General features: G+C 70.9%; 16 protein-coding genes and 1 pseudogene. 5 read left to right on the top strand and 12 right to left on the bottom strand.

What is annotated here, in order from left to right:
• From ACF08M_RS25165 to ACF08M_RS25150, 4 genes and pseudogenes are all read left to right on the top strand, one after another.
• Positions 1 to 678, top strand: a 678-nt coding sequence (locus tag ACF08M_RS25165; protein WP_392187537.1) for a molybdopterin-dependent oxidoreductase, incomplete at its 5' end; no start/stop codon positions are given.
• A gap of 172 nt (positions 679 to 850) precedes the next feature.
• Positions 851 to 1,249: pseudogene (locus ACF08M_RS25160) on the top strand (oxygenase MpaB family protein); the annotation flags it as partial.
• A 27-nt stretch (positions 1,250 to 1,276) separates the two neighbouring features.
• On the top strand, positions 1,277 to 3,523 hold the full coding sequence (locus ACF08M_RS25155) for a tetratricopeptide repeat protein (protein WP_392187536.1): 2,247 nt from the start codon (positions 1,277 to 1,279) through the stop codon (positions 3,521 to 3,523).
• A gap of 52 nt (positions 3,524 to 3,575) precedes the next feature.
• Positions 3,576 to 5,120, top strand: a complete 1,545-nt coding sequence (locus ACF08M_RS25150; protein WP_392187535.1) for a phytoene desaturase family protein — start codon at positions 3,576 to 3,578, stop codon at positions 5,118 to 5,120.
• Between the two features lie 9 nt (positions 5,121 to 5,129).
• Here ACF08M_RS25150 and ACF08M_RS25145 read toward each other — a convergent pair whose 3' ends face one another.
• Genes ACF08M_RS25145 through ACF08M_RS25095 form a run of 11 tightly spaced genes read right to left on the bottom strand, consistent with a single transcriptional unit; the run spans position 5,130 to position 19,113 of the window.
• Positions 5,130 to 6,104: an acetylxylan esterase gene (locus tag ACF08M_RS25145; protein ID WP_392187534.1), complete on the bottom strand. Its 975-nt coding sequence runs from the start codon at positions 6,102 to 6,104 to the stop codon at positions 5,130 to 5,132.
• A 4-nt stretch (positions 6,105 to 6,108) separates the two neighbouring features.
• Entirely contained in the window at positions 6,109 to 8,538 is a 2,430-nt protein-coding gene (locus ACF08M_RS25140; RefSeq protein ID WP_392187533.1) for a polysaccharide lyase 8 family protein, read from the bottom strand.
• A 10-nt stretch (positions 8,539 to 8,548) separates the two neighbouring features.
• Positions 8,549 to 9,700 (bottom strand): SGNH/GDSL hydrolase family protein, encoded by a 1,152-nt coding sequence (locus ACF08M_RS25135; protein ID WP_392187532.1) that lies wholly within the window; start codon positions 9,698 to 9,700, stop codon positions 8,549 to 8,551.
• Positions 9,697 to 10,776 carry a DUF1565 domain-containing protein gene (locus tag ACF08M_RS25130; protein ID WP_392187531.1) on the bottom strand — a complete coding sequence of 360 codons (1,080 nt, stop codon included), beginning with the start codon at positions 10,774 to 10,776 and terminating at the stop codon, positions 9,697 to 9,699. The genes ACF08M_RS25135 and ACF08M_RS25130 overlap by 4 nt, the downstream gene beginning before the upstream one ends.
• Entirely contained in the window at positions 10,773 to 11,375 is a 603-nt protein-coding gene (locus tag ACF08M_RS25125; RefSeq protein WP_392187530.1) for a DUF624 domain-containing protein, read from the bottom strand. The genes ACF08M_RS25130 and ACF08M_RS25125 overlap by 4 nt, the downstream gene beginning before the upstream one ends.
• A gap of 2 nt (positions 11,376 to 11,377) precedes the next feature.
• Entirely contained in the window at positions 11,378 to 13,363 is a 1,986-nt protein-coding gene (locus ACF08M_RS25120) for a hypothetical protein (RefSeq protein ID WP_392187529.1), read from the bottom strand.
• Between the two features lie 3 nt (positions 13,364 to 13,366).
• Positions 13,367 to 15,157, bottom strand: coding sequence for a heparinase II/III family protein (locus tag ACF08M_RS25115; protein ID WP_392187528.1), 1,791 nt, complete (start codon positions 15,155 to 15,157; stop codon positions 13,367 to 13,369).
• Entirely contained in the window at positions 15,145 to 15,909 is a 765-nt protein-coding gene (locus ACF08M_RS25110; RefSeq protein WP_392187527.1) for an SDR family NAD(P)-dependent oxidoreductase, read from the bottom strand. Before ACF08M_RS25110 ends, ACF08M_RS25115 begins: the two co-directional genes overlap by 13 nt.
• A 44-nt stretch (positions 15,910 to 15,953) precedes the next feature.
• Complete coding sequence (locus ACF08M_RS25105) at positions 15,954 to 16,877, bottom strand: carbohydrate ABC transporter permease (protein WP_392187526.1); 924 nt, start codon at positions 16,875 to 16,877, stop codon at positions 15,954 to 15,956.
• Positions 16,864 to 17,832 (bottom strand): carbohydrate ABC transporter permease, encoded by a 969-nt coding sequence (locus ACF08M_RS25100; RefSeq protein WP_392187525.1) that lies wholly within the window; start codon positions 17,830 to 17,832, stop codon positions 16,864 to 16,866. The genes ACF08M_RS25105 and ACF08M_RS25100 overlap by 14 nt, the downstream gene beginning before the upstream one ends.
• Before the next feature lie 12 nt (positions 17,833 to 17,844).
• Positions 17,845 to 19,113 (bottom strand): ABC transporter substrate-binding protein, encoded by a 1,269-nt coding sequence (locus ACF08M_RS25095; RefSeq protein WP_392187524.1) that lies wholly within the window; start codon positions 19,111 to 19,113, stop codon positions 17,845 to 17,847.
• Positions 19,114 to 19,339: 226 nt separating this feature from the next.
• On the opposite strand from ACF08M_RS25095, the gene ACF08M_RS25090 reads away from it, so the two are divergent.
• Complete coding sequence (locus tag ACF08M_RS25090) at positions 19,340 to 20,449, top strand: LacI family DNA-binding transcriptional regulator (RefSeq protein ID WP_392187523.1); 1,110 nt, start codon at positions 19,340 to 19,342, stop codon at positions 20,447 to 20,449.
• Positions 20,450 to 20,703: 254 nt separating this feature from the next.
• On the opposite strand, the gene ACF08M_RS25085 is transcribed toward ACF08M_RS25090, so the two are convergent.
• A complete protein-coding gene (locus tag ACF08M_RS25085) occupies positions 20,704 to 20,883 on the bottom strand; it encodes a hypothetical protein (protein ID WP_392187522.1) in 180 nt (59 codons plus the stop codon).
• Positions 20,884 to 21,290: the final 407 nt, after the last annotated feature.

Genomic DNA, 21,290 nt, shown 5'->3' with positions numbered 1-21,290 from the left:
CCGCTCACGCTGCGCTATCCGCGGGTGGTACAGAAAGCCGGCAAGTTCCTTATCGGCTGGGCAAAGGCGCTGCTGGAATATGCGGATCCGCGTGCAACCTACCCCGAGAAGGCGATCTCGCCGTTCTTCTGGCCCAACGGCACCCTGCCGGACAGCCAGGAATACGCGAACCTGCGGGACAACGGCTTCCGCGACTACAGACTGCGGGTCGACGGACTCGTAGATGAACCCGTCACCCTGTCCTATGAGCAGCTGAAGGCGATGCCCAAACAAGAGCAGACCACCCAGCACTACTGCATCCAGGGCTGGTCAGGCGTCGCCAAGTGGGGAGGCGTGCCGATGCGAGAGATCCTCGAACTGGTGCAGCCATCGCCGAAGGCGCGCTTTGCGGTGTTCTACTCCTTCGCCGCCGGCGGCGAAGGCGGGGTCTACTACGACGCTCACAAGATCGAGCACATGCAGCACCACCTGACCATCCTGGCCTACGAGATGAACGGCGAACCGCTCAACGAGCTGCACGGTGCTCCGCTTCGGCTGCGCAACGAGCTTGAGCTGGGCTTCAAGCAGGTCAAGTGGATCCAGGCCATCGAGTTCGTCGAGAGCTTCTCCCACCTCGGCGCGGGGCAGGGCGGCTACAACGAGGACCATGAGTTCTACGGCTACCGAATGCCCATCTGACAGCATGCCACCAAGAATGTCCGCCGCCCCGGCGGCACGTTCCGGCGAGGACGGCATCGCGTCGGGAGGAGTGCCATGCCGGCGAACGTGATCTGCCGCAGGATTCATGAGGAAAGCACGCCCAGGGACGGCAGCCGGATCCTGGCGGCCTGTGCCCGGCCTCGCCGAAGTGGAGCTCGCCGCCTATTTCGAAGCGGTACGGCCACAGCTCGCCGCGTCCCCCGGGGCGTCGGACGTCGACGCGCTCCTGCGCCGGCCGCCCGTCCACGCGCCGCTGGTACCGGCGCGCGCACTGCTGGGGCGGCGCGTGGCGGACCTGGCCCATCAGTCGCGGCCGCCGGACGCCCATGAGCTCTACGGCAGACCTGTGGGGCCCGTGCGCACCGTCGACCGCCGGCTGAGCACCGCCGGAACCGCTCTGCGCTGTATTCCCGCCCGGCTCCGTCGGCGACCCCCGCCCGGTCACATTCTGAACGCGATGGCCCGGCTCGGCCCCGGCAGCCGCCCCACCCCGTACAAACTGCGAAGCCAGGCCGCCATACTGGACGGGCCGGGGAGGGCACCGAAGTAGGCGGAGCGACGGGGGCGACAGCAGGCGATGGCGGACACCAGGCTGATCCAGAGCCGGTACCGACTGCTCGATCTGATCGGGCGCGGAGGCATGGGCGAGGTGTGGCGTGCCCGGGACGAGTCGCTCGGCCGCCATGTGGCCGTCAAATGCCTCAAGCCGATGGGGCCCCAGCACGACCAGTCCTTCACCCGTGTCCTGCGCGAACGCTTCCGCCGCGAGGCCCGCGTCGCGGCCGCGCTCCAGCACCGCGGTGTCACGGTCGTCCATGACTTCGGTGAGCACGAGGGCGTCCTCTATCTGGTCATGGAACTCCTCGACGGCCGCAACCTCAGCCAGCTCCTGGAGGACAACGAACAGCATCCGCTGCCGGTACCCGACATCGTCGACATCGCCGAACAGGTCGCCGACGCCCTCGGCTACACCCACCAGCAGGGCATCGTGCACCGCGATCTCAAGCCCGCCAACATCATGCGGCTCACCGATGGCACGGTGAAGATCTGCGACTTCGGCATCGCCAGACTCGGCCACGACATCGGCTTCACCTCCCGCCTCACCGGCACGGGCATCGCCATGGGCACCCCGCACTACATGTCTCCCGAGCAGATCAGCGGTGGCCACGTCGACCACCGCAGCGACCTCTACTCGCTGGGCTGCGTCCTGTACGAGATCGCCACCGGGGCACCGCCGTTCGACCTCGACGACGCCTGGGCCGTCCTCGTCGGACACCGCGACACCCAGCCCGAGCCACTCCGTACCCACCGGGCCGAACTCCCCGGATTCTTCGACCGCGTCGTCCTGGAACTGCTGGCCAAGACCCCCGAGGAGCGGCCCGCCGACGCGGGCGACCTGCGGCAGCGGATCGCCGTCGGCCGCACCGGCGAGCAGCCGCAGCTCCGGCCCTCGCAACACGTACGGCTCCCGCCACCCGTTCCCGTCGTGCGGCCGGAGCAGCAACTGCCGGTCTGGACCCGCGGCATGACCACCGGACACAAGGCGACCGGCATCCGCCTCGGGCTTGCCTCGCCCGACCACTCCGCGGGCCTGACCGGCGAGTGGACCACCGGCAGCGACCTGAGGCACCTCACCGGAGAGCTGCCGCCGCCCAGGGCCGAGCGGCCGGCCCCGTCGCCGGAACTGCTCTGCGTCCTCGCCGGCCGGCACAGCGCGGGCCTCGACCTGGGCCGGCTGGGCCACTGGGAGGAAGCCGGCGAGGTGCACCGCGCGGTCGCCGCCGAGCGCGAACACGCCCTCGGCCCCGACCATCCCGACACGCTCTCCAGCCGGTACGAGGTCGGCTTCACCCTCAGCCGCACCGGACGCGCCTTTGACGCGCTGCGGGAGTTCGACCGCGTCGCCCGGGGCCGGGAGCGCACGCTGGGCCCCGACCACGCGGAGACCCTCGCCGCCCGCCAGGAGATGGCGTACGTCCTGGGCCGGCTGGGCCGGCACCTCGAGGCCCATCAGGTGTACGCGGCGGTCCTCGCCTCCCGGGAGCGGTTCATGGGCCCCGACCACCCCGACACCCTGCGCTGCCGCCACAACCTCGCCTTCAACCTCGGCCGGCTCGGCCGCCTGGAGGACTCCTGCCGGATGGCCAGGGACGTGGCGTCGGCCCGTGCCCGCCTGCTGGGCGCCGACCACCCCGACACCCTGGCCACGCTCTACGAAGTCGCGTACACGCTCGGCCGGCTGGGGCGCTGGACGGAGGCCCTGGAGGCCTACCGGGAAGTCGCCCGCGCCCGCGCCAGGGCACTCGGTGCCGACCATCCCGACACGCTGGCCGCCCGCTACGAGGTCGGCATCAGCCTCGGCTGCCTGGGACACAGCGCGGAGGCCCTGGAGCTGTACCGCGCGCTCGTCGCCGACCGGACCAGGGTCGGTGGCCCCGCCGACCCCGAGACGCTCCGGGCCCGCCACGGCCTCGGCGTCAATCTCGGGCGCCTGGCCCGTTGGGAGGAGGCACTCGCCGAGGCGCGCGACGTGTGCGCGATCCGCGGACGTGTCCTGGGCGCCGACCACCCGGACACCCTCGTCAGCCGCCGCGAGATCGCCGTCGGCCTGGGCTGGCTCGGCCACTGGGCCGACGCCCTCACCGTCTACCGCCAGGTCGCCGACGCCCGCGAGCACGTCCTGGGCGCCGACCACCCCGACACCCTCGCCGCCCGCAACGACGAGGCGCACTGCCTGGAGCAGCTCGGCCGGGGACCGGAGGCCGTCCAGCTGTACCGCCGGGTCGCGGCGCTGCGCCGCGCGCGGGACGTACCGCCGCGCTGACCGGCCACCACGGGCTCTGGTCAGGGAGGAACGTCCCGTGCTACCAAGGGCCATGCGCGCACCCGACAGCTATGACGCAGTGATCGTGGGCGGTGGCCACAACGGCCTGGTCGCCGCCGCCTACCTCGCCCGCGCCGGACAGTCCGTCCTGGTCCTGGAACGCCTGGCCACCACCGGCGGCGCGGCCGTCTCCACCCGGCCCTTCGCCGGGGTCGACGCCCGGCTCTCGCGCTACTCGTACCTGGTGTCCCTGCTGCCGCGGAAGATCGTCCGCGATCTCGGCCTGGACTTCGCCGTACGCAAGCGGACCGTCTCCTCGTACACCCCGACCGTGCGCGGCGGCCGCGCCACCGGACTGCTCGTCGGCGGTGACCGAACCAGGGACTCCTTCGCCGCGCTCACCGGCTCGGACCGGGAGTACGAGGCGTGGCAGCGCTTCTACGGCATGACACGGCACGTCGCCGAACGGGTCTTCCCGACGCTCACCGAACCCCTGCCCGCCCGGGACACGCTGCGCGAACGGATCGGTGACCAGGAGGCATGGCGGGCGCTCTTCGAGGAGCCCATCGGCGTCGCCGTCGAGGAGAACTTCCATGACGACCTCGTACGCGGAGTCGTTCTCACCGACGCCCTGATCGGCACCTTCGCCGATGCGCACGATCCGTCCCTGCTCCAGAACCGCTGCTTCCTCTACCACGTCGTCGGCGGCGGCACCGGTGACTGGGACGTGCCCGTCGGTGGCATGGGCGCGCTGACCGACGCCCTCGCCATGGCCGCCCGCGCGGCCGGTGCGGAGATCCGGGTGCGGCACGAGGCGACAAGGATCGAGACGGACGGAACGCGGGCCGAGATCACCGTCCGCTCACCCGGGGCGGAACAGGTCGTCGCGGCCCGCCGGGTCCTCGTCAACGCCTCGCCGCAGGCGCTCGCCGCCCTCCTCGGGGACGAACCGCCCGCCCCGGCCGAGGGCGCCCAGCTGAAGGTGAACATGCTGCTCACCCGGCTGCCCCGGCTGCGCGACCGCGGCGTCGACCCGCGCGCCGCCTTCTCGGGAACCTTCCACATCGCCGAGGGGTACGGGCAGCTCGCCGACGCCTACCGGGACGCGGCGGCGGGGCGGCTGCCCGCCACCCCGCCGTCCGAGATCTACTGCCACTCGCTGACCGACCCGTCGATCCTCGGCCCGGACCTCGCCGCCCGCGGCTACCAGACCCTCACCCTCTTCGGCCTGCACACCCCCGCCCGGCTCTTCGCCGCCGACAACGCGGCGACACGGGCCGAGCTGCTGGCGGCGACGCTCGCCGAACTCGACGCGCACCTGGACGAGCCCGTCACCGACTGCCTGGCCCGTGACGAGAACGGCGAACCGTGCATCGAGGCGAAGACCCCGCTCGACCTCGAACAGGACCTCCGGCTGCCCGGCGGTCACATCTTCCACCGGGACCTCGCGTTCCCGTATGCCACCGAATCCACCGGGCGGTGGGGGGTGGAGACGGCGCACGCCAATGTGCTGCTGTGCGGGGCGGGTGCCGTCCGCGGCGGCGGGGTCAGCGGAGTCCCCGGCCACAACGCCGCGATGGCGGCGCTGGGCCGGTGACGGCCACGGCTACCGGCCGAACACGCCCCGCAGCGCGTCGAGCTTGCGCGGCAGGTCGTACTCCGCGCCGCCCTCGTGCCCGTTGTAGGTGAACACTTCGATCTCGGCCGGACCCGCATAGCGGTGATAGGCGGCGAACACCGTGGACGACGGGCAGATCCGGTCCATCAGACCGACCGAGAACCACGCCGGGGCGGTCGCCCGCGCCGCGAAGTTGACCCCGTCGAAGTAGGACAGCGTCGCCATCGCCTCGTCGATCCGGAAGCGGTGCCCGGACAGCCAGCGAGCGATCTCCGCGTACGGCCCGGAGTCCGTGATCTGCGAGGCGCGCCGGTAGTGGCAGAGGAACGGCACATCGGCGACGGCCGCCACGATGTCGTCCCGCAGCCCGGCCACGGCGAGCGCCAGGCCGCCGCCCTGGCTGCCACCGAGCACCGCCACCCGTGAGGCGTCCACCGCCTCATGGGCCTTCGCCGCTTCCACCGCCCGCACCGCGTCCGTGATCAGCCGCCGGTAGTAGTGTCGTTGCGGGTCTTCGATGCCCCGGGTCAGGAAGCCGGGGGAGGACGAGCCGTGGCCGTCCGGTCCGATGTCCGGGGTGTCCGCCGTGTTCTTGCCGCCGCCGCCCTGGCCCCGGTTGTCCATCACCAGATGTGCGTATCCCAGTGCGCTCCAGGTGAGCCAGGAGTACGGAATGCCCCGGCCGCCGTTGTAGCCGATGTACTGCACCACGGCGGGCAGCGGCCCCGACCGTGCCTTCGGCAGCAGCAGCCACGCCTTCACCGGCTGCCCGCCCCAGCCCTGGAACGTCACGTCGAACACGTCGACGGTCGCGAACCCGGCGTCGTACGGGACGAACCCGGCGTCCAGCGGGTGCCGGGCCGTCTCCGTGAGCGTCTTCTCCCAGAAGGCGTCGAAGTCGGCCGGCTCCTCCGGCTCCGGCCGGTAGTCACGCAGCCGGTCCAGATCCATGTCGAACAGCAAGGCTCTAGCTCCTCTTCAGGGTGAGGTTGAGGGTCGCACCGTGGCGCCGGGCGGTGTCGGCGGTGATCCGGACGCCGTTGCCGGTGGGGGCGGCGCTCACGCCCGGATCTGCGGAGACGACGGTCAGACCGCGCTGCGCCAGGTCCAGCACGACGGAGGAGCGCAGCTGTGTCGGGTCGGACAGGGACACCTTCACCGTCTTTCCGTCCGGTCGTACGAGCACCGAGGCGGGGCCGTCCGACGTCAGGTCCTGTGCGGTTCCGGCGGTCCAGAAGTTCGCCGCGATCAGCCCGTCCGCGCACCGGCGTACCGCGTGCACCGCCGTGGAGCGGGCGATCGGTTTCACCGGGGGCGCGGACGCCCACTGCTTCGTCCGCTCGGCCGAGGCCGCCGGGGCCTGGAGCCAGTAGTAGCCCGCCCCGCTCGGTGCGGCGCCGTGGTCCTGCCAGAGCGTCAGATACGGGCGGGTGACCGGGGTGTCCGTGCCGTACTTGAGGTTGATCTCGCGCCAGGTCGCGGTGCGGTCCTCGCGCAGACCGTGCAGCGTGGCGGGCTCGGGGAAGATGTAGCCGCCGGTCCCGGCGACGTGCAGCCACCGCACCTCGTCGAGCCGGGCCGACCAGCCGGTGCCGGTGGGCGCGGCCGCGCCGTTGACGAGCAGGGCCGCCTTCGGGTCGCGGAGCTTCCGGTTCTCCACGACCGTCTCCGCCGTGCCCGCGTCGGAGGTGATCCCCGAGCCGACGCACGCGATCACGTCGTCCAGGCAGAACCAGCTCTTCAGCCCGTGCAGCGAGCTTCCGTAGGCGCGCAGCTCCATGCCGTACGCCCCGAGCGTCGTGCCCGGCAGTGCTGTGCCGCCCGCCCAGTCCGACGTACTGGTGGTGCGCTGACCCGCCGCGTCCGCGGGCCGTCCGGCGATGACGGTGGTGCCGGGCAGCCGGGTCGGGTCGACAGTCGGCCAGTAGTCCTCGCTGTAGTGCCCGAGGTCGTCGGTGTAGAGGAGGACCATGCCGTCGGAGAGGTGCCAGGCGTGCAGGTTCTCGTTCTGGATCGACTCGTAGTTGTAGATCCGGGACGAGTACGCGGAGATGCCGAGCGCGAAGGACGGCCGGTGATGCGCAGCCTTGTCCATGCGCGGGTGCTGCTTGTGCGCGACCAGCGGGCCGCGCGCGGGGACCGGGGAGGCGATGACCTGCCGGGCGGCGACGAGCGAGGCGAGGTCGGTGACGGCCAGGAAGTCCCGGTAGGTGTCCTGTGCGATCCACTGCTTGACCAGGGCGGTGAACCGGTCGGCCGTCTCGCCGGGGAAGCTCGGGATCAGCCGCACCACGGCCTCGATGACCGTCTGCGCCGAGACGTGCCCCTGCTTGCTGGGGCGGGCGATCTCGCGTCCGCACACCGAGGCCATCACGTCGCCGCGGGCCAGCAGCGGGTCGAAGCCGTCGTCGACCCAGCTGCGGACGTTGTCGAGATCGGGGTCGGTGACCGTCCACGCCGTGCCGGCGAGGAGGTTCAGCAGCCGGGACACGTTGTTCAGCAGTTCCTTGCCGTACCCGCCGTTGTACGGGTGCTTGTAGTGCTGAAGGAACGAGCCGTCGGAGTAGAAGCCCTCGCCGGTGCCCTCCGCTGCCGCGCTGACGTCGTTGAAGGCGAGGACGCTGTTGGCACCCGAACCCTCGACGTCCGAAAGAGCGTCACGGACCCGGGCCAGATCGTCACCGTTGCCGGTGAGCACGGCATGGACGGCGACGACGGTGCAGATCCACACCCGGTTGGCACCGGTGGCGATCTGCCGGTCGGCCCGCCAGAGGTTGGGGTCGGGCGTGTAGTGCCCGACGGCCGTGGTGATCCTGCCCAGCCGCTCCGTCCCGAGCGCGTCGTACAGCAGCACGGCCGCGTCGTTGAGGGCGAGCGCGGAGCCGATCTCCCAGTCCCAGTCGTTGTCGAACCGGGTGTGGCCGGGGCCGTACCGGTTCGTCAGCATCCAGTTGAGGCCGGCCAGCAGCAGATCGCGCAGGGCGGTGTCTGCGTACTGGGGAGTGCCGGGGACGGCCCACGCGGTCGCGACGGTGGCGAGCCGTTTGAACGACGTCGTGACGTGGTTGGAGAGCGTGGTGCTGGTCAGATCCGGAAACAGCCCGTCGGTACGGGTCGGGTCCAGCCCCTTGACCGAGGTGGTCGCCGCCTTGCCGATCCTGGTCACGGCCGCGGCGATCTGCGGGTCCGTCAGGTCGAGACCGGGACCGCCGGTGAGCAGGGTGTGCCACCGGGTGCGGAGGGAGGCGGCGTCATCGACGACGGTGTCCGCGACGGTCGTGTTCGCGGCGTCGGCGGTGGTGGTGACCACGAGCGGAAGGGCAGCGGCCGCGCCGAGCGCCGCCGCCCCCGCGAGGACGCTGCGCCGGGTGGTGCCCGGGGTGGTTGCTGGGTTCATGATGCGGCCCTCACAGAAGGTGTCGGCGGTCGACGGCCGCGGCCAGCGCGGCGTGACCGGCGGGGTTGGGGTGCAGTCCGTCGCCGCTGTCGTACGCGGGCAGCAGCCGCGACGGGTGTTCCGGGTCGCGCAGGGCCGCGTCGAAATCGGCGACGGCGTCGAAGACCCGGCCGGTCCGTACGGCAGCGTTGACCTGCTGCCGTACCGTTTCCAGCTCCGGTGTCCAGCGGGTCCAGCCCCCGAACGGGGTGACACTCGCGCCGACCACCCGCAGTCCGGCGTTCCGGGCGCGCAGCACCAGCTGCCGGTACCCGGCCAGGATGCGCGCCGGATCCGTCTGGCTCGGCGGCTGCTGGAGGTCGTTGACACCGAGATGGATGAGTACGGTCCGCAGCCCCGGGAGCGACAGTACGTCGCGGTCGAAGCGTGCCTGTCCGCTCGGCCCGAACCGGGCGTCGTCCAGCAGCACCCGGTTGCCGCTGATGCCGAGATTGGCGACGGCCGATCCGGGCAGCCGCCGGGCCAGCTGGTCGGGCCAGCGCAGATCGGCGTCGTCGGGTGTGCCGACGCCCTCCGCGATGGAATCGCCCAGCACCGCGATCACCGGTCCGTGGGCTCCCGTCACCTCGACGCCCGTCAGCAGGAACACCGAGGTGGTGCGTACACCGTCGACGGAGTGCGAGGCATGGGTGTTGCGGTGGAAGGACAGCGGCCCGGTGGGGCCGGGGAGCCGGGTCTCCACCGTGAGAGCCGCCGCTTCGGCGGTACGCAGACCGGCGACCGGGTCGCTGGTCAGCGAGGCGCCCGCGGCGAGCCACGCCTGCCGCCGCCCGCCGAACGTCACCGGCCGCCCGCCCGCCGTCACCGGGCCGACCAGGACCGGGACCGTGCCGAAGGCGTGTCCGTAGCGCAGCCGGACCGTTCCGCCCGCCGACAGCCGTACGTTCGCCGTGAACGTGCCGTCGGTCAGCCCGGCGCTCGCCACCGCGTCGGCGGCGGTCGGTGCGGTCTGCGCGGTCGCCCAGGACGTCGTCCAGCGCGAGCGGCGCAGGCCGCCTGCCGGAGCCTCGGCAGCCTGCGCCCCCGGCGCCGTGGCGGCGACCGCCGCCAGACCGGCCGCCGCCGTCAGCACCCCGCGTCTCGCGGGTCCCCGCCCGCTCACTTGGGGCACGCACCCGTCGGGTCGTACGCGCTGCCGTAGGTGCCGACCGCGTCGCCACCGGTGTTGCCGCTCATCGTGTTGGTGCACACCGGGCCCTGCGGGGTGCGCATGAACTTGATGCCGCCGCCCGCGTTGCGAGTGATGGTATTGCCGTAGACGCTGGTGTCGATGCCGTCGGTCGCGGTGTCACCGCCGAGCCGGATGCCCGCGCCGACGTTGTCGTGAATGGTGTTGTAGCGGAAGATGTTGCCGCTGCCGCGGGCGTCGAGCCCGCCGGAGCCGGCGTCCTGCTGGCCGCTGCAGCCGTTGTACTCGACGTAGTTGTCGGTCGAGTTCTCCTTCACGTCGACGCACTCGTTGCCCTGGGTGGCGATGGTGTTGTGATGGATGCGGTTGTTCCTGCTGATGTCGGGGGCCGCGTCCGGGGCGCCGTTCGCCCCCTGCTGCTCGGGGGCCGTGCCGAGGTAGATGCCCTCGCCGTTCTTGCCGCCGCCGCCGAACTTGAAGTCGTTGACGCCGCAGTTGGTGATCGTGTTGCCGGAGATGTCGGCGCCGGTCACCAGATAGCGCACCCGCAGGCACTCGTCGGCGGCGTTCTTCAGCGTCATTCCGGTGATCCGCAGACCGCCCACACCGTTGCCGGGAGTCGTGCTCATGACATATATGAGTTTGAGGCGGTACCCCGACACATCGGTGGACGACCCGTGCAGCCCGTCCACGGTGAAACCGCTGAGTGTCGTCGAGTCGTGCTGCACCTGGATGATCCGGGCGTCGCCCGCCCCCTTCACCACGGCGTTCGACGGGCCGGTGAGGGTGACTCCGGAGCGCTTGGTCACGACATCCTGCTTGTACGTACCGGCGGCGAGGTGCACCACCGCGCCCGTCGGTGCCAGATCGACCGCCTTCTGGATCGTGGCGAGCGGGGCGCCCGCCGACGTACCGGCGTTGGTGTCGCTGCCGGACGGCGACACGTAGTACGCGGTGGCGGCTTCGGCGGCCCCGGACGCCGCGGGGAAGGCGAGCGGGGCGCCGACGGCGAGTGCGGCGGCGAGAGTGGTGTGAAGTACGCGGCTCATGAGGTGTGCCTCCTGGGGTCTGCGAAGGACAGAGCGAGCAGTACGGGGATGCTGGGGCCGAGGAGCAGGGGACCCAGCGGTACGACGAGGGAGAGCAGCGCGGCGGAGATCACCGCGCCGAGCAGTGCGGTGCCGCGGGCCGCCGACCCGAAGCCGAGAACCAGCGCACCGCGCGACCAGACGCGGACCGTGCCGTGCGGCGACCGGCCGGCCTCGGCCGCGAGCGCCACATGATGGACGACCAGCGCGGCCGCGATGCCCACCTGCGCGGCGAGCAGCACGAACGTCCATGGCTCCGAACGGCCCAGCAGATGGACAAAGTTGGCGAGCAGGACGAGTCCCGCCGCGGTGGACGCCAGGCAGTGCCGCCACAAGGCCCGCCAGTACCGGGGAAACGCGGTGAACACATCGGTGAAGCAACGGCTGTCACCCTCCGCCCGCCACCGCTGCAGGGCGTGCCCCATCGCGGCGAGCGCCGGCAGCCAGGTCACGAGGCCGAGCGACAGCACGGTGAACGCGGCTCCGGCAGCGGCAGGGTAGGCCACGAACTCCAGCCGCCGCAGCAGCGTCGGCCAGCCGGACGAGAGGGTTGTCTGCATGATCAGCCGACCTTTCCTGTGTACGGCTCCGGGACATCGAGCAGCATGCGGCCGTCCAGCTCCAGCCGGGTGGCCGCCACCACGTACGGGGCGTGGTTGTCGCCGCCGAGAAGCACCGCCGCCGCGTCCGCGTCGACGCCCGCGGTGCGGATGCGACGGGCGGCGGGGGAGAGGAGCACGGTCTCCCCGCCGAAGGCCACGCCCTCGCCCTCCGCACACCCGATCCGCTCCGCGGCGACCGGTTCGGGGCCCGGGGTGATCGTGGTGAGGAAGAGACCGTGCGATGAGCGCGCGGTCGTCGCACGGAGCGTGTGCAGCGTGCGGGTGAGGCGCAGTTCCGGCGTGCTGGACGTGGGATTGGCCTCGACCTCGGTGACCTCGGTGACGACCGGGGCATGATGGGGCGCGAACTGCCGCACCAGTGCCGAGGCCGTCCCGGACCGGATCAGCCGGCTGCCGTCCGGCCGCGGCTCGGTCGGCCGGTCGGTCTGGAGCAGGAACGTCCACTCCCGCTCCGTGTCCGCCTCGGCGAGGTCCAGCAGTACGAGCCGCCCCGACGGGGTGAACACCAGCGTCCGGTCCAGCCGCCGCACCCCCAGCCCGGGGTCGTACATCGCGGCGATCTCCGCCGTGGCGTGTGCCCAGCCGCAGCCGGGGGTGACCAGCACGTCACGCTGCCGGGCCTGCCGCTCGTACGGGAGGTCCCGGTAGACGTGGTACCGGTCCTCGTCCGCGTACCCCTGCCCGTCCACCAGCAGCAGGTTGTGGTGCGCGGCCCGCTTGCGGTTGCTGTAGCCCTCGTCGACCGCGAGGAACGCCCCCTGGGATACCAGCACGAACGAGCCCGAATCGGGGTGGTGGTGCCCCTGTTCGAGGGTGTCCCAGCCCCGCTCGGCCCGGTGCTTCGCCGATGTCTCCCACGCCTTGTGACCACCACCGGGGCTCGCCTTGAACGAGACGAGCGTGGCGTCGTCGTCCCATCCGGTACGGGCCGCGAGCAGCCCCAGATCCGGGAAGAACGCCCTTGTCGCGGTGGGGCGGGCGGCGGTCACGGACGGGTCGTACCAGAGGTATTCGAGATAGGCCTCCGGCAGGATTCCCGGACGCACCCCGCTCTCCGCGGCCTCCTGCCACAGCAGTTCGCCCGAGGCGAGATCGCCCATCCACTGCGCCTCCGGGATGCCGTACTGGGCCGCGAGGCGGTAATACAGACCGGCGCTGTGCCCACTGCGCCGGTCGTGGCAGTCGCCGTGGTCGACGTTGAACGCGAACCCGGGGGCCATCTGGTGCAGCCGGTAGTCGAAGGTGCGGGAGAGGAACCCGCCCCGCCCCCACCAGTCGATGCCCTCCGCCTCCTGGAGGAGGTCCAGGTGGATGGCGAGGAAGGGCACGCCGTAGCGCCAGTAGACGACGCCCTCGGCATGCGAGCCGTCTTCGGGCATCAGATCGAGGACCGTGCCGAGGTTCTCCTTGGCGCGCTCGGTCCACTCCTCCTTGCCGAGCACGTAACCGGCCGTCGCCAGACCCGCGTAACAGATCCAGTTGTGGTTCTGCCAGTACGACGACGACCACCAGCCGCCCTCGCTCGCCACCGCGTACTCGTACATCCGCCGCCCCTGGAGCAGCAGCTTGTACCGCAGCAGCGACCGCACCCCGTCCGGCAGATCGTCGCCGATCCACCGGTACGCGAGTGACAGATGGTGCAGCAGCCATCCGGCGTCCAGATCGTGGTCCGGCATATGTGCCTTGCCCCAGTGCGGCAGCCGCACCGTGGCCTCGATCCAGCGCCGGCTCTCCGCCAGATGGGCAAGATCGCCGCCGACCCGGTGGGCCAGCGCCGGGTTGGAGGCGGCGGGGCCCAGCCAGGTGATGCTGGCCAGGGGATGGGTGCGGGGCGGGGTCAGCCCGCGGTGGCGGGCGGCCTCCTCGCGGAGCCGCACCGCCTGGGCGGGGCGCGGGCCGGGCGGCGGGGTCGCCGAGAGCAACAAGGGTCAGTCCTCCGTCCGGAACTGTGCGGAGCTGCCGTCGGTCAGTGCGACCGTCAGCACCCCCTCACCGTCCAGCTGCACATCGGTCACCGCGGGGCCCGCCGAGGCCGCCTGATACACCGAGGCGAAGGTGATCCGGTCCGACTCCGCGGTGAAGTCGACCCGGGTACGCACGCGCTGCGGATCATCGGCCGGACCGGGGCCGGGCCGGGTGACCGGACGCACCGCCCGCCCCGGGGTGTGGGTGTGCCAGCCGTGCAGCGTCTCGTCGCCGTACCACGTGGTGCGCACCGGACCCGCGGCCTGGAGCTGGATGTCCAGCGCGACGCCGGGGCGCAGCTGCGAGGTGAACCGACGGGCGCTCTCGGCGCTCACGGTCAGCAGGTCGACCAGATAGCTGTCGCCGAGCACGATCTGCCGCACTGCACGCACCCCTTCGTACGCGGTGGTCACCTCCGCAGTGACGGACGAACCGTCCGAGTCCAGCAACTGCCCGGCGCACTCGGCCTGTTCCGCGCCGTCCGCCCGGAACGCGGGGTGTGCCGCCGTCGATGCGTACAGGTCACGGAACTCGGTGTGGGCGTAGGGCACTTGGCCGGGATCGGGCTGCCACGGGGTGGTGTCCCCGTACAGATAGAGGGACAGCTTGTCGCGATGCCCGTGCGAGCCTCCGTGCGGACCGAAGTCCAGCAGCGCGTGGACACCCGCATGGTGAAGTACCGCGTATCCGACTGCCGGGAACACCGTGACCGGATCCGGCGCCGGCCGCTTCGGCAACGCGGGCCCCGTGAACCAGCCGCCCAGCTCGCGATCGAGCCCGTCGTCGTGCGCACCGAGCTCCTCGCGGGCCCGCCCGGCCACCGCCTCGAGGGCGGGGGAAGGGAACAACTGCTGTGCCAGCGCCACCAGTTCGAGCCACTCCAGGGCGAGCGGACCGCGCAGATACGGGCCGTCGTGCAGTGCGGGCAGGATGCCGCCCGGCGTGGCGATCGCCGCCAGGACATCCGTCATCCCGGCCAGTACCTCCACCACATCAGGGGGAACGGCCGCGGGGTCGCTGCCCCGCAGTGCGAGCAGCGCGGCCCGCAGTACGAACCCGTGGTAGTAGGTGCTGCCCTCCCACTCCCAGCCGTCGTCGGCGACCGCGACCCGCAGGTGTGCGTACAGCCCTTGGTCGCCCTCCAGCCACCGCTTGCCACCGTCCCACTCCCGGCCGCGGGCCGCGGCGGCCGCCCGACTCGTCGCCACGCCCGCGGCGTTGAGCCACGCGGTGTAGTTGGAGGCGAGATGGCCCTGACCGGTCAGCACGTCCCGGGCGTCGAGCGCCGCCTGCTCCAGGTCGTCGAGGAGCGGCAGCACCGCCGCCAGGTGCTCGGTGGAGTCCTCGGCGAGCGTGATCACGGTGTGCCCGATGGTGACCGCCCAGATGGCGTCGGTCAGCGCCTGGTGGAAGAGCCGGCCGCGGAGCATCCAGGTCTGTGCCTCGCCGTGCCGCTCGGTGGCGAGCTCCGCGTACAGACCGGCGTACTCGACGAGCCGGGTCACGGCCTCCGCGCGCTCGCCCCGGCAGGCGAGCACCCGCAGGTGCCGTGCCCACGCCTGGTGCGAAAGCACCAGCCAGGCACCGCGCACCGCCTCGTCGTCCACCCGGCAGCCGTACGCGCAGCGGGCACCGCCCGCCGGGAAGACCCCGGCGAGCAGATCACCATGGTCGAGCTCCACGCCGTGCGCCGGGCAGACGTACGCGTGCCACCAGCCGCCGCGCTCCTGGGCGATTTTCCTCAACGCGGCCACGCGCCACCGTCGATGTCCACCGTGGTGGCGGTGAGGAAGCCGGACGACGGCGACGCCAGATGGACGACCGCGGCGGCGACGTCCTCGGGGGTGCCGGCCCGGCCGACCGGGATGCCCGCCTCCATCGCCTGCTGCGCCTCGGGCGCCGTGAAGGTGTCGTGGAAGGCGGTGCCCTTGATGAAGCCCGGTGCGACGGTGTTGACCGTGATGCCGCTGGAGCCGAGCTCCTTGGCGAGGCCCTTGGCGAAGCCCCGGACGCCGGCCTTGGCCGCCGCGTAGGCGACCGAACCGGGGCCGCCGCCGTTGTGCGCGGCCAGCGAGGACATGGTGATGATGCGCCCGGCCGAGGACTGCGTCAGGTGCGGAAGCGCGGCCCGCACGGTGCGGAAGGCCGACGTCAGATTGGTGGAGAGGACCTGATCGAAGTGGTCGTCGGACATCTCGGCGATGGTGGCCCGGCCGATCAGATGGCCCGCGTTGCAGACCAGGACGTCCAGGCCGCCGAGGAAGCCGGTCGCCTCGTCGACGAGCCGGTCCACCTCGCCGGTCACGGTGGCATCGGCCTTGAACGCCTTCGCCCTGCGGCCGAGCGCCTCGATGGCGGAGACCGTCTTCGCGGCCTCGTCGGCGGAGGAGTGGTAGTGGACGGCGACATCGGCGCCGGCCTCGGCAAGGGCGACGGCGATGGCGCGGCCGATTCCGTGGCCCGCCCCTGTCACCAGCGCGCGGGAGCCATTGAGATCAGCAGACATGGAGTGGAAACCTTTCGATAGCCGGCCGCTCGGACCGGAATGGGTCACTTGAGACCGGCGGTTGCGAAGCCCTGCACGAAATAGCGCTGGCCGATGAGGAAGAGAACGACCATGGGAAGGGTGGCCAGCGTGGTGCCGGCCATCAGGAAGTGCCACTGGGGGCCGTTCTCCGTCTTGAAGACGGAGAGTCCGACCTGGATCACCCGCAGGCTGTCCGTACGGGTCACCAGCAGCGGCCAGAGGAAGTTGTTCCACGACGCCTCGAAGGTCAGCAGTGCCACCGTGGTGAGCGCGGGCTTGACCTGCGGTGTCATGATCCGGGCGTAGATCCTGAACTCGCCCAGACCGTCGAGCCTGGCCGCCTCCTCCAGCTCCACCGGAAGATCGAGATAGAACTGGCGGAAGAGAAAGACGGCGAACGGAGTGACGGCGCCGGGAACGATGAGCGCCCACCAGGAGTCCAGCCAGCCGCTGCCGCCCTGGCCGAAGATGTCGTTCCCGCCGGCCAGCGGCATGAAGCGGACGATCAGGAACTCGGGCAGCACCTTGGTGTACGTCGGGATCATCAGCGCGGCGATGAAGAGGTAGAAGATGACCTCGCTGCCGCGGAACCTGATCCGTGCCAGCGCGTACCCGGCCATCGACGCCACCACCACGTTGATCACGGTGTGGCTGAACGCGATGATGAAACTGTTGCGCGCGTACGTGGCGAAGGGTGCGGCTTTCAGTGCATCGAGGTAGTTTCCGAACTCCCAGTGCTCCGGGAGGAGTCCGGCGTCCTGCGAGGCGATCTCGACGGGCGTCTTGAGCGAGGTGAGCACCATCCAGACGAACGGCACCACCATCAGCAGCGAGACGAAGGTGAGTGTCAGATAGAGCGCGATCCGGCCGGCGGAGAGCGGCTTGCCGTCGGCCCGGGGCCGGTCCCGCTTCGTGACCCCCGGCCTCTGCAGCTCAGTTGTGGCCACGGGTGCCTCCCATGATCCGCCGGTTGACCAGGGTGAAGCCCATCAGCAGCACGAACAGCACCAGTGACTGCGCGCAGGCGTAGCCGACGCGGAACTCCCGGAAGGCGGACTTGTAGATCTCGTACGTCATCATCGTGGTGCTGTTGGCGGGGCCGCCGTCGGTCAGGATGTAGATCTGGTCGAACGACTGGAACGCGCTGATCATCGATGTGATGAGGACGAAGAACGTCGCGGGTTTCAGCAGCGGCAGGGTGATCGAGAAGAACTGCCGCACCTTGGACGCGCCGTCCACCGAAGCGGCTTCGTACAGCTCCTTCGGCAGGGACTGCAGCGCGGCCAGATAGATGAGCATCTTCATGCCGATGCCCTGCCAGATGCCGACCAGGATCACCGACGGCATCGCCCACGAGGTCGAGGCGAGCCAGGCCGGACCGTCGATGCCGAGGAACGAAAGCAGCGTGTTCAGCAGACCGTTGCCCGGATTGTAGATCCACAGCCAGACCAGTGCGATCGCGACGGTCGCCGTGATCTGCGGCAGGAAGACCGCGGTACGGAAGATGCCCCGCGCCTTGAGACCCGTGTGCAACGCCAGGGCCACCAGCAGCCCCAGCAACATGCCGAACGGCACGGTGAAGAAGGTGTAGACGACGGTGTTGACGATGGACTTGCGAAAGACCGCGTCGTCCAGCATCTCCCGGAAGTTGTCCAGGCCCACGAACTGCGGCGCCGTCAGCACGTCGTATTTCGTGAAGGCCAGGACCACCGACGCGACGACCGGCAGGCCGATCCAGAGCGAGGCATGCAGCAGCGCGGGCGCCACCATGAGCATGCCGGCGCGTCGCCTGCGGCGTCCCGGGCCGGTGGGGGTCCGGCCGGTGCGCTTCTTTGCGACCGGGTGTGCGGTCGGGGAAGGGGGCCGTGCGGGCCGCGCCTTCCATACGGATGTCGTTCCCACGGTGACGGGTCCTTACATCCGGCCGATGGCGGCCTCGGCGAGCCGGCCGAGTTCCGCGATGGCGTCCTTCGCGGACTGGTTGCCCACGATCGCGGGTTCCAGCGTGGGCTTGATCTTTTCGCGGATCTCCATCCAGGCGGCGGTGCCGCCTTCGGAGTACGCGTCGCCCATGTTCTGCAGGGAGAGGTCGACGAACTTGTTCTCCTTCACGTATCCGGTGTTGCTGAGGTCCTTCAGTCCGGGCACCGAACCGCGCTGCTTGGCCGCCCCGAGGACCGACTCCGGCGCGGCGAGGTATGCGACGAGTGCGCGGGCCGCCGCGGGATGCTTCGAACTCGCGGACTGGGTGACGAGGGTGCCGCCCTGGAGCATCGCGGGCCTGCGGTTGGCGAGGACGAACGCCCCGAGCTTGTCGTCCTTGATCAGGTCCGGCGCCTGGTCCCCGACCTGCTTCCACAGCGTGCTGGTCGTCATCATCATCGACGCCTTGCCGGTCTGCACGTTGGTCGGGGCGCCGAGCTCCGTCTTCTTGGCGTAGACGGCGGAGCCGTCCTTGACCAGGTCCTTGAAGAACTGCAGTGCCTCGACCCCACGGGCGTCGGTGAACAGCACCTTCTTGCCGTCCGCGCTGAACAGCTGGCCGCCGTTGGCGAAGAGGAAGGTTTCCCAGCACTGGCGCAGTTCGATGGAGAACGGGTCGAACCCGATCCGGCCGTCCTTGGTCAGCTGCTTGGCCACGGCGCGCAGTTCCGCCCAGTTCGCCGGGGTCTTCTTGATGCCGGCCTCGGCGAAGTGGTCCTTGCGGTAGACGACGATGCGGGTGTCCAGGACGACCGGCAGCGCGTACAGCTTGCCGTCGTACCGGGACGGCTCCAGCACCCGCTTCTCGTAGTCGTGCGCGGTGGCGAACTTCTCGGGCAGCTCGGCGATCGCCTTCTTCGCGGCGAACGGCGGGATCCAGCCCACCCCCATCATCATCACATCGGGCAGCAGCCCGCCCGCCAGCCCGGTGGTGATCTTCTCGTTGAGCTGCTGGTACGTGGTGTAGTCCACGTTCACCTTGACGTCCGGGTACTTCTTCCGGAAACCGCCGAGGATCTCCTTCTCCAGCAGCGTCTTGCCGTCGGCACCTTCGTAGATCGGGGTGAGCAGCGTGATCTCGCCTTCGGCGGGGCCGTTGGCGGAGCCGCCCACCGAAGTGCCGGTTCCGCACGCGCTGAGGGCGGCGGCAGCCGTGCCGGCGCCGATGGCGGCAAGCAGCGACCGTCTTTTGAGTTCCATGGGACACCCCTTTTGAGGTGGAGGCTGTGGATCGATCCAGCGATGGCATCTCGGCCATGGCTGAGAAGCGCTGGTAAATCGATGCACTGATGCTAGGAACGCCTTGAGAGGGACGTCAACAGCTGATGCACATGAATTTTCGGCGATGCTAACGGGTGCACCGGTCAACTGGGTTCAGTAAATCGATACACTGGTACGGTCAGACGCGTTCCGAACCGGAGGTGGCATGAACGGGGTAACGATCCATCAGGTCGCGGAGGCCGCGGGGGTCTCCGCGAGCACGGTGTCCAACGTCCTCAACGGACGTACGGACCGTATGCAGGCGGCCACGCTGGCCCGCGTGGAGCAGGCGATCGAGCAGCTCGGCTACCGGCCCAATCGTGCGGCGCGGATGCTGCGCACCGGCCGCATCAAGGTCATCGGTCTCATCGTGCCGTCCGTCGCCAACCCCTTCTGGGGGGCTCTCGCCCGTGAGCTGGAGGCCATCGCGCTCGCCGAGGGCTATCACGTACTGCTCTGCAACAGCGAGCGTGATCCGGCCCGTGAGCTCAAGTACGGCGAGGAGCTGCTCGCGGACGGGGTCAGCGGAGTGGTCCTGTGCTCCTCGCTCCCCTCGCTCGACCATGTGACGCCGCTGCTCAGCCGCGGACTGAAGATGGTCGCCTTCGACCGCACCGCACAGGCGGGCGACCCGCCGTCGCTGGCCTCCATCAGCGTCGACAACGCGATGGGCGCGGAGATCGCCACCCGTCATCTGGTCGAACTCGGCCACCGTCGGCTGGCGTTCGTCTCCGGCTCGGTGAACAGTGTCAACCGCCGCGAGCGGTTGCGCGGCTTCCGGGCCGCCCTGGAGGCGGGGGGCCTCGACCCGGCCGACGCGATCGTGTGGCCCGGCGCCGACACCGCGGAGTTCGGCGACAAGGACGCCGCCGAACTGGGGCGGAACGCGGCCAGGGAGCTCCTCGGGGGACCGCGCCCGCCCACCGCGTTCGTCGCCATCAACGACATGTGCGCGATCGGGATCTGCCGGGGTGCCAAGGATGCCGGACACCATGCGGGGCAGGACGTCTCCGTGGTCGGGTTCGACGACATCCTCCTCGCCGACCTCTTCGAACCGCCGCTCACCACGGTGCGCCAGCCGCTGCCGGAGATGGCCGCGGAGACGTTCCAGCAGCTGCGGGCCCGGATCGACTCGGCGCCCGCGGCGGGGCGGTCGCTGCTCATCCGGCCGAGGCTGGTCGTACGGGAGTCGACGGCCCCGGCCCCGGCCGGCAGGGCCGCCGTGATCCCGGGCCCGGGTGGAGCGGGGCGGCCGGTGGCGGGCCGGTCGGAGTAGGGCCTTGCCGCCCAGGTCCGGCGTCTGCCCTGGCGCGGCGGTGGTGTGCCGTGGCCGGGACGAGCACTCGTCGGGCCCGGCTGCGCGGTCGTGGGTGTACGGGTGCCGAGCCGCGGAGATCCCATGGCCATGGCTGCGGTCCAAAGTGGTGTGGACGGCCGGCGCAAGCGGTCTGCCGGAGTTCGGAACACCGCAAGGACGCAGTGGTGACGGGGAGGGCCGGGCGGTTCGGCGAGGAGCACACGCGTGAACGCTCAGATGCGATTGACGCGGTACACGTCCCGTACACAGAGGTTGAGGGCCGTGGTGGCCACGATGGCACCGGCGCAGACCAGGAGCACGGTCCGAGTGGCCCAGGCGTGTGCGGCGAGTGCGGTGACGAGGTAGCCGAGCGGGATGGCCACGCGTTCCCCGACACCGTTGAAGGAGCTCATACGGCCCAACTCCTCCTGGGGCACATGCTGCTGGAGCACGGTGGTCCCGCCACGACGGCGACATCCAGACCGATGCCCGCGGGCATCGCACCCAACAGCACCCAGGGCAGAGTCAGGTCCGCTGCCGGCGCCGCGGGCAGCAGGCAGAGGGCGGAGCCGGTGATGACGGCGACGGCCGGCAGGCGGTACGGCTTCCAGCGCAGGCATACCACCGTTCCCGCCAGCAGGCCGAAGGCGAACGCGCCCTGGACGAGCCCCCAGGAACGGGCCCCCGCGTAGTGCTCCGTGGCGACGACCGGACGGGGAAGTGTTCCCTGCCAAGCGCCCCGTTGGGAGGACGACGGACAGCGGATGCCATGCTCAGCTAAGCCAGTCCGTCGCCGGGCCGGGGCCGACCTGCGACGACC

Origin of the sequence: Streptomyces sp. NPDC015032, assembly GCF_043080425.1 — a bacterium.
Taxonomy (GTDB): Bacteria; Actinomycetota; Actinomycetes; order Streptomycetales; family Streptomycetaceae; genus Streptomyces.
Note: the sequence above shows the minus strand (reverse complement) of the source record. Positions and strands in the feature narration are given on the sequence as shown.

Excerpts from the sequence above, each read along its gene's own strand:
- ACF08M_RS25155 (WP_392187536.1), top strand. The coding sequence starts at position 1,277 with ATGGCGGACACCAGGCTGATCCAGAGCCGGTACCGACTGCTCGATCTG.
- ACF08M_RS25150 (WP_392187535.1), top strand. The coding sequence starts at position 3,576 with ATGCGCGCACCCGACAGCTATGACGCAGTGATCGTGGGCGGTGGCCAC.
- ACF08M_RS25140 (WP_392187533.1), bottom strand. The coding sequence starts at position 8,538 with ATGAACCCAGCAACCACCCCGGGCACCACCCGGCGCAGCGTCCTCGCG.
- ACF08M_RS25130 (WP_392187531.1), bottom strand. The coding sequence starts at position 10,776 with ATGAGCCGCGTACTTCACACCACTCTCGCCGCCGCACTCGCCGTCGGC.
- ACF08M_RS25125 (WP_392187530.1), bottom strand. The coding sequence starts at position 11,375 with ATGCAGACAACCCTCTCGTCCGGCTGGCCGACGCTGCTGCGGCGGCTG.
- ACF08M_RS25110 (WP_392187527.1), bottom strand. The coding sequence starts at position 15,909 with ATGTCTGCTGATCTCAATGGCTCCCGCGCGCTGGTGACAGGGGCGGGC.
- ACF08M_RS25095 (WP_392187524.1), bottom strand. The coding sequence starts at position 19,113 with ATGGAACTCAAAAGACGGTCGCTGCTTGCCGCCATCGGCGCCGGCACG.
- ACF08M_RS25090 (WP_392187523.1), top strand. The coding sequence starts at position 19,340 with ATGAACGGGGTAACGATCCATCAGGTCGCGGAGGCCGCGGGGGTCTCC.
- ACF08M_RS25085 (WP_392187522.1), bottom strand. The coding sequence starts at position 20,883 with ATGAGCTCCTTCAACGGTGTCGGGGAACGCGTGGCCATCCCGCTCGGC.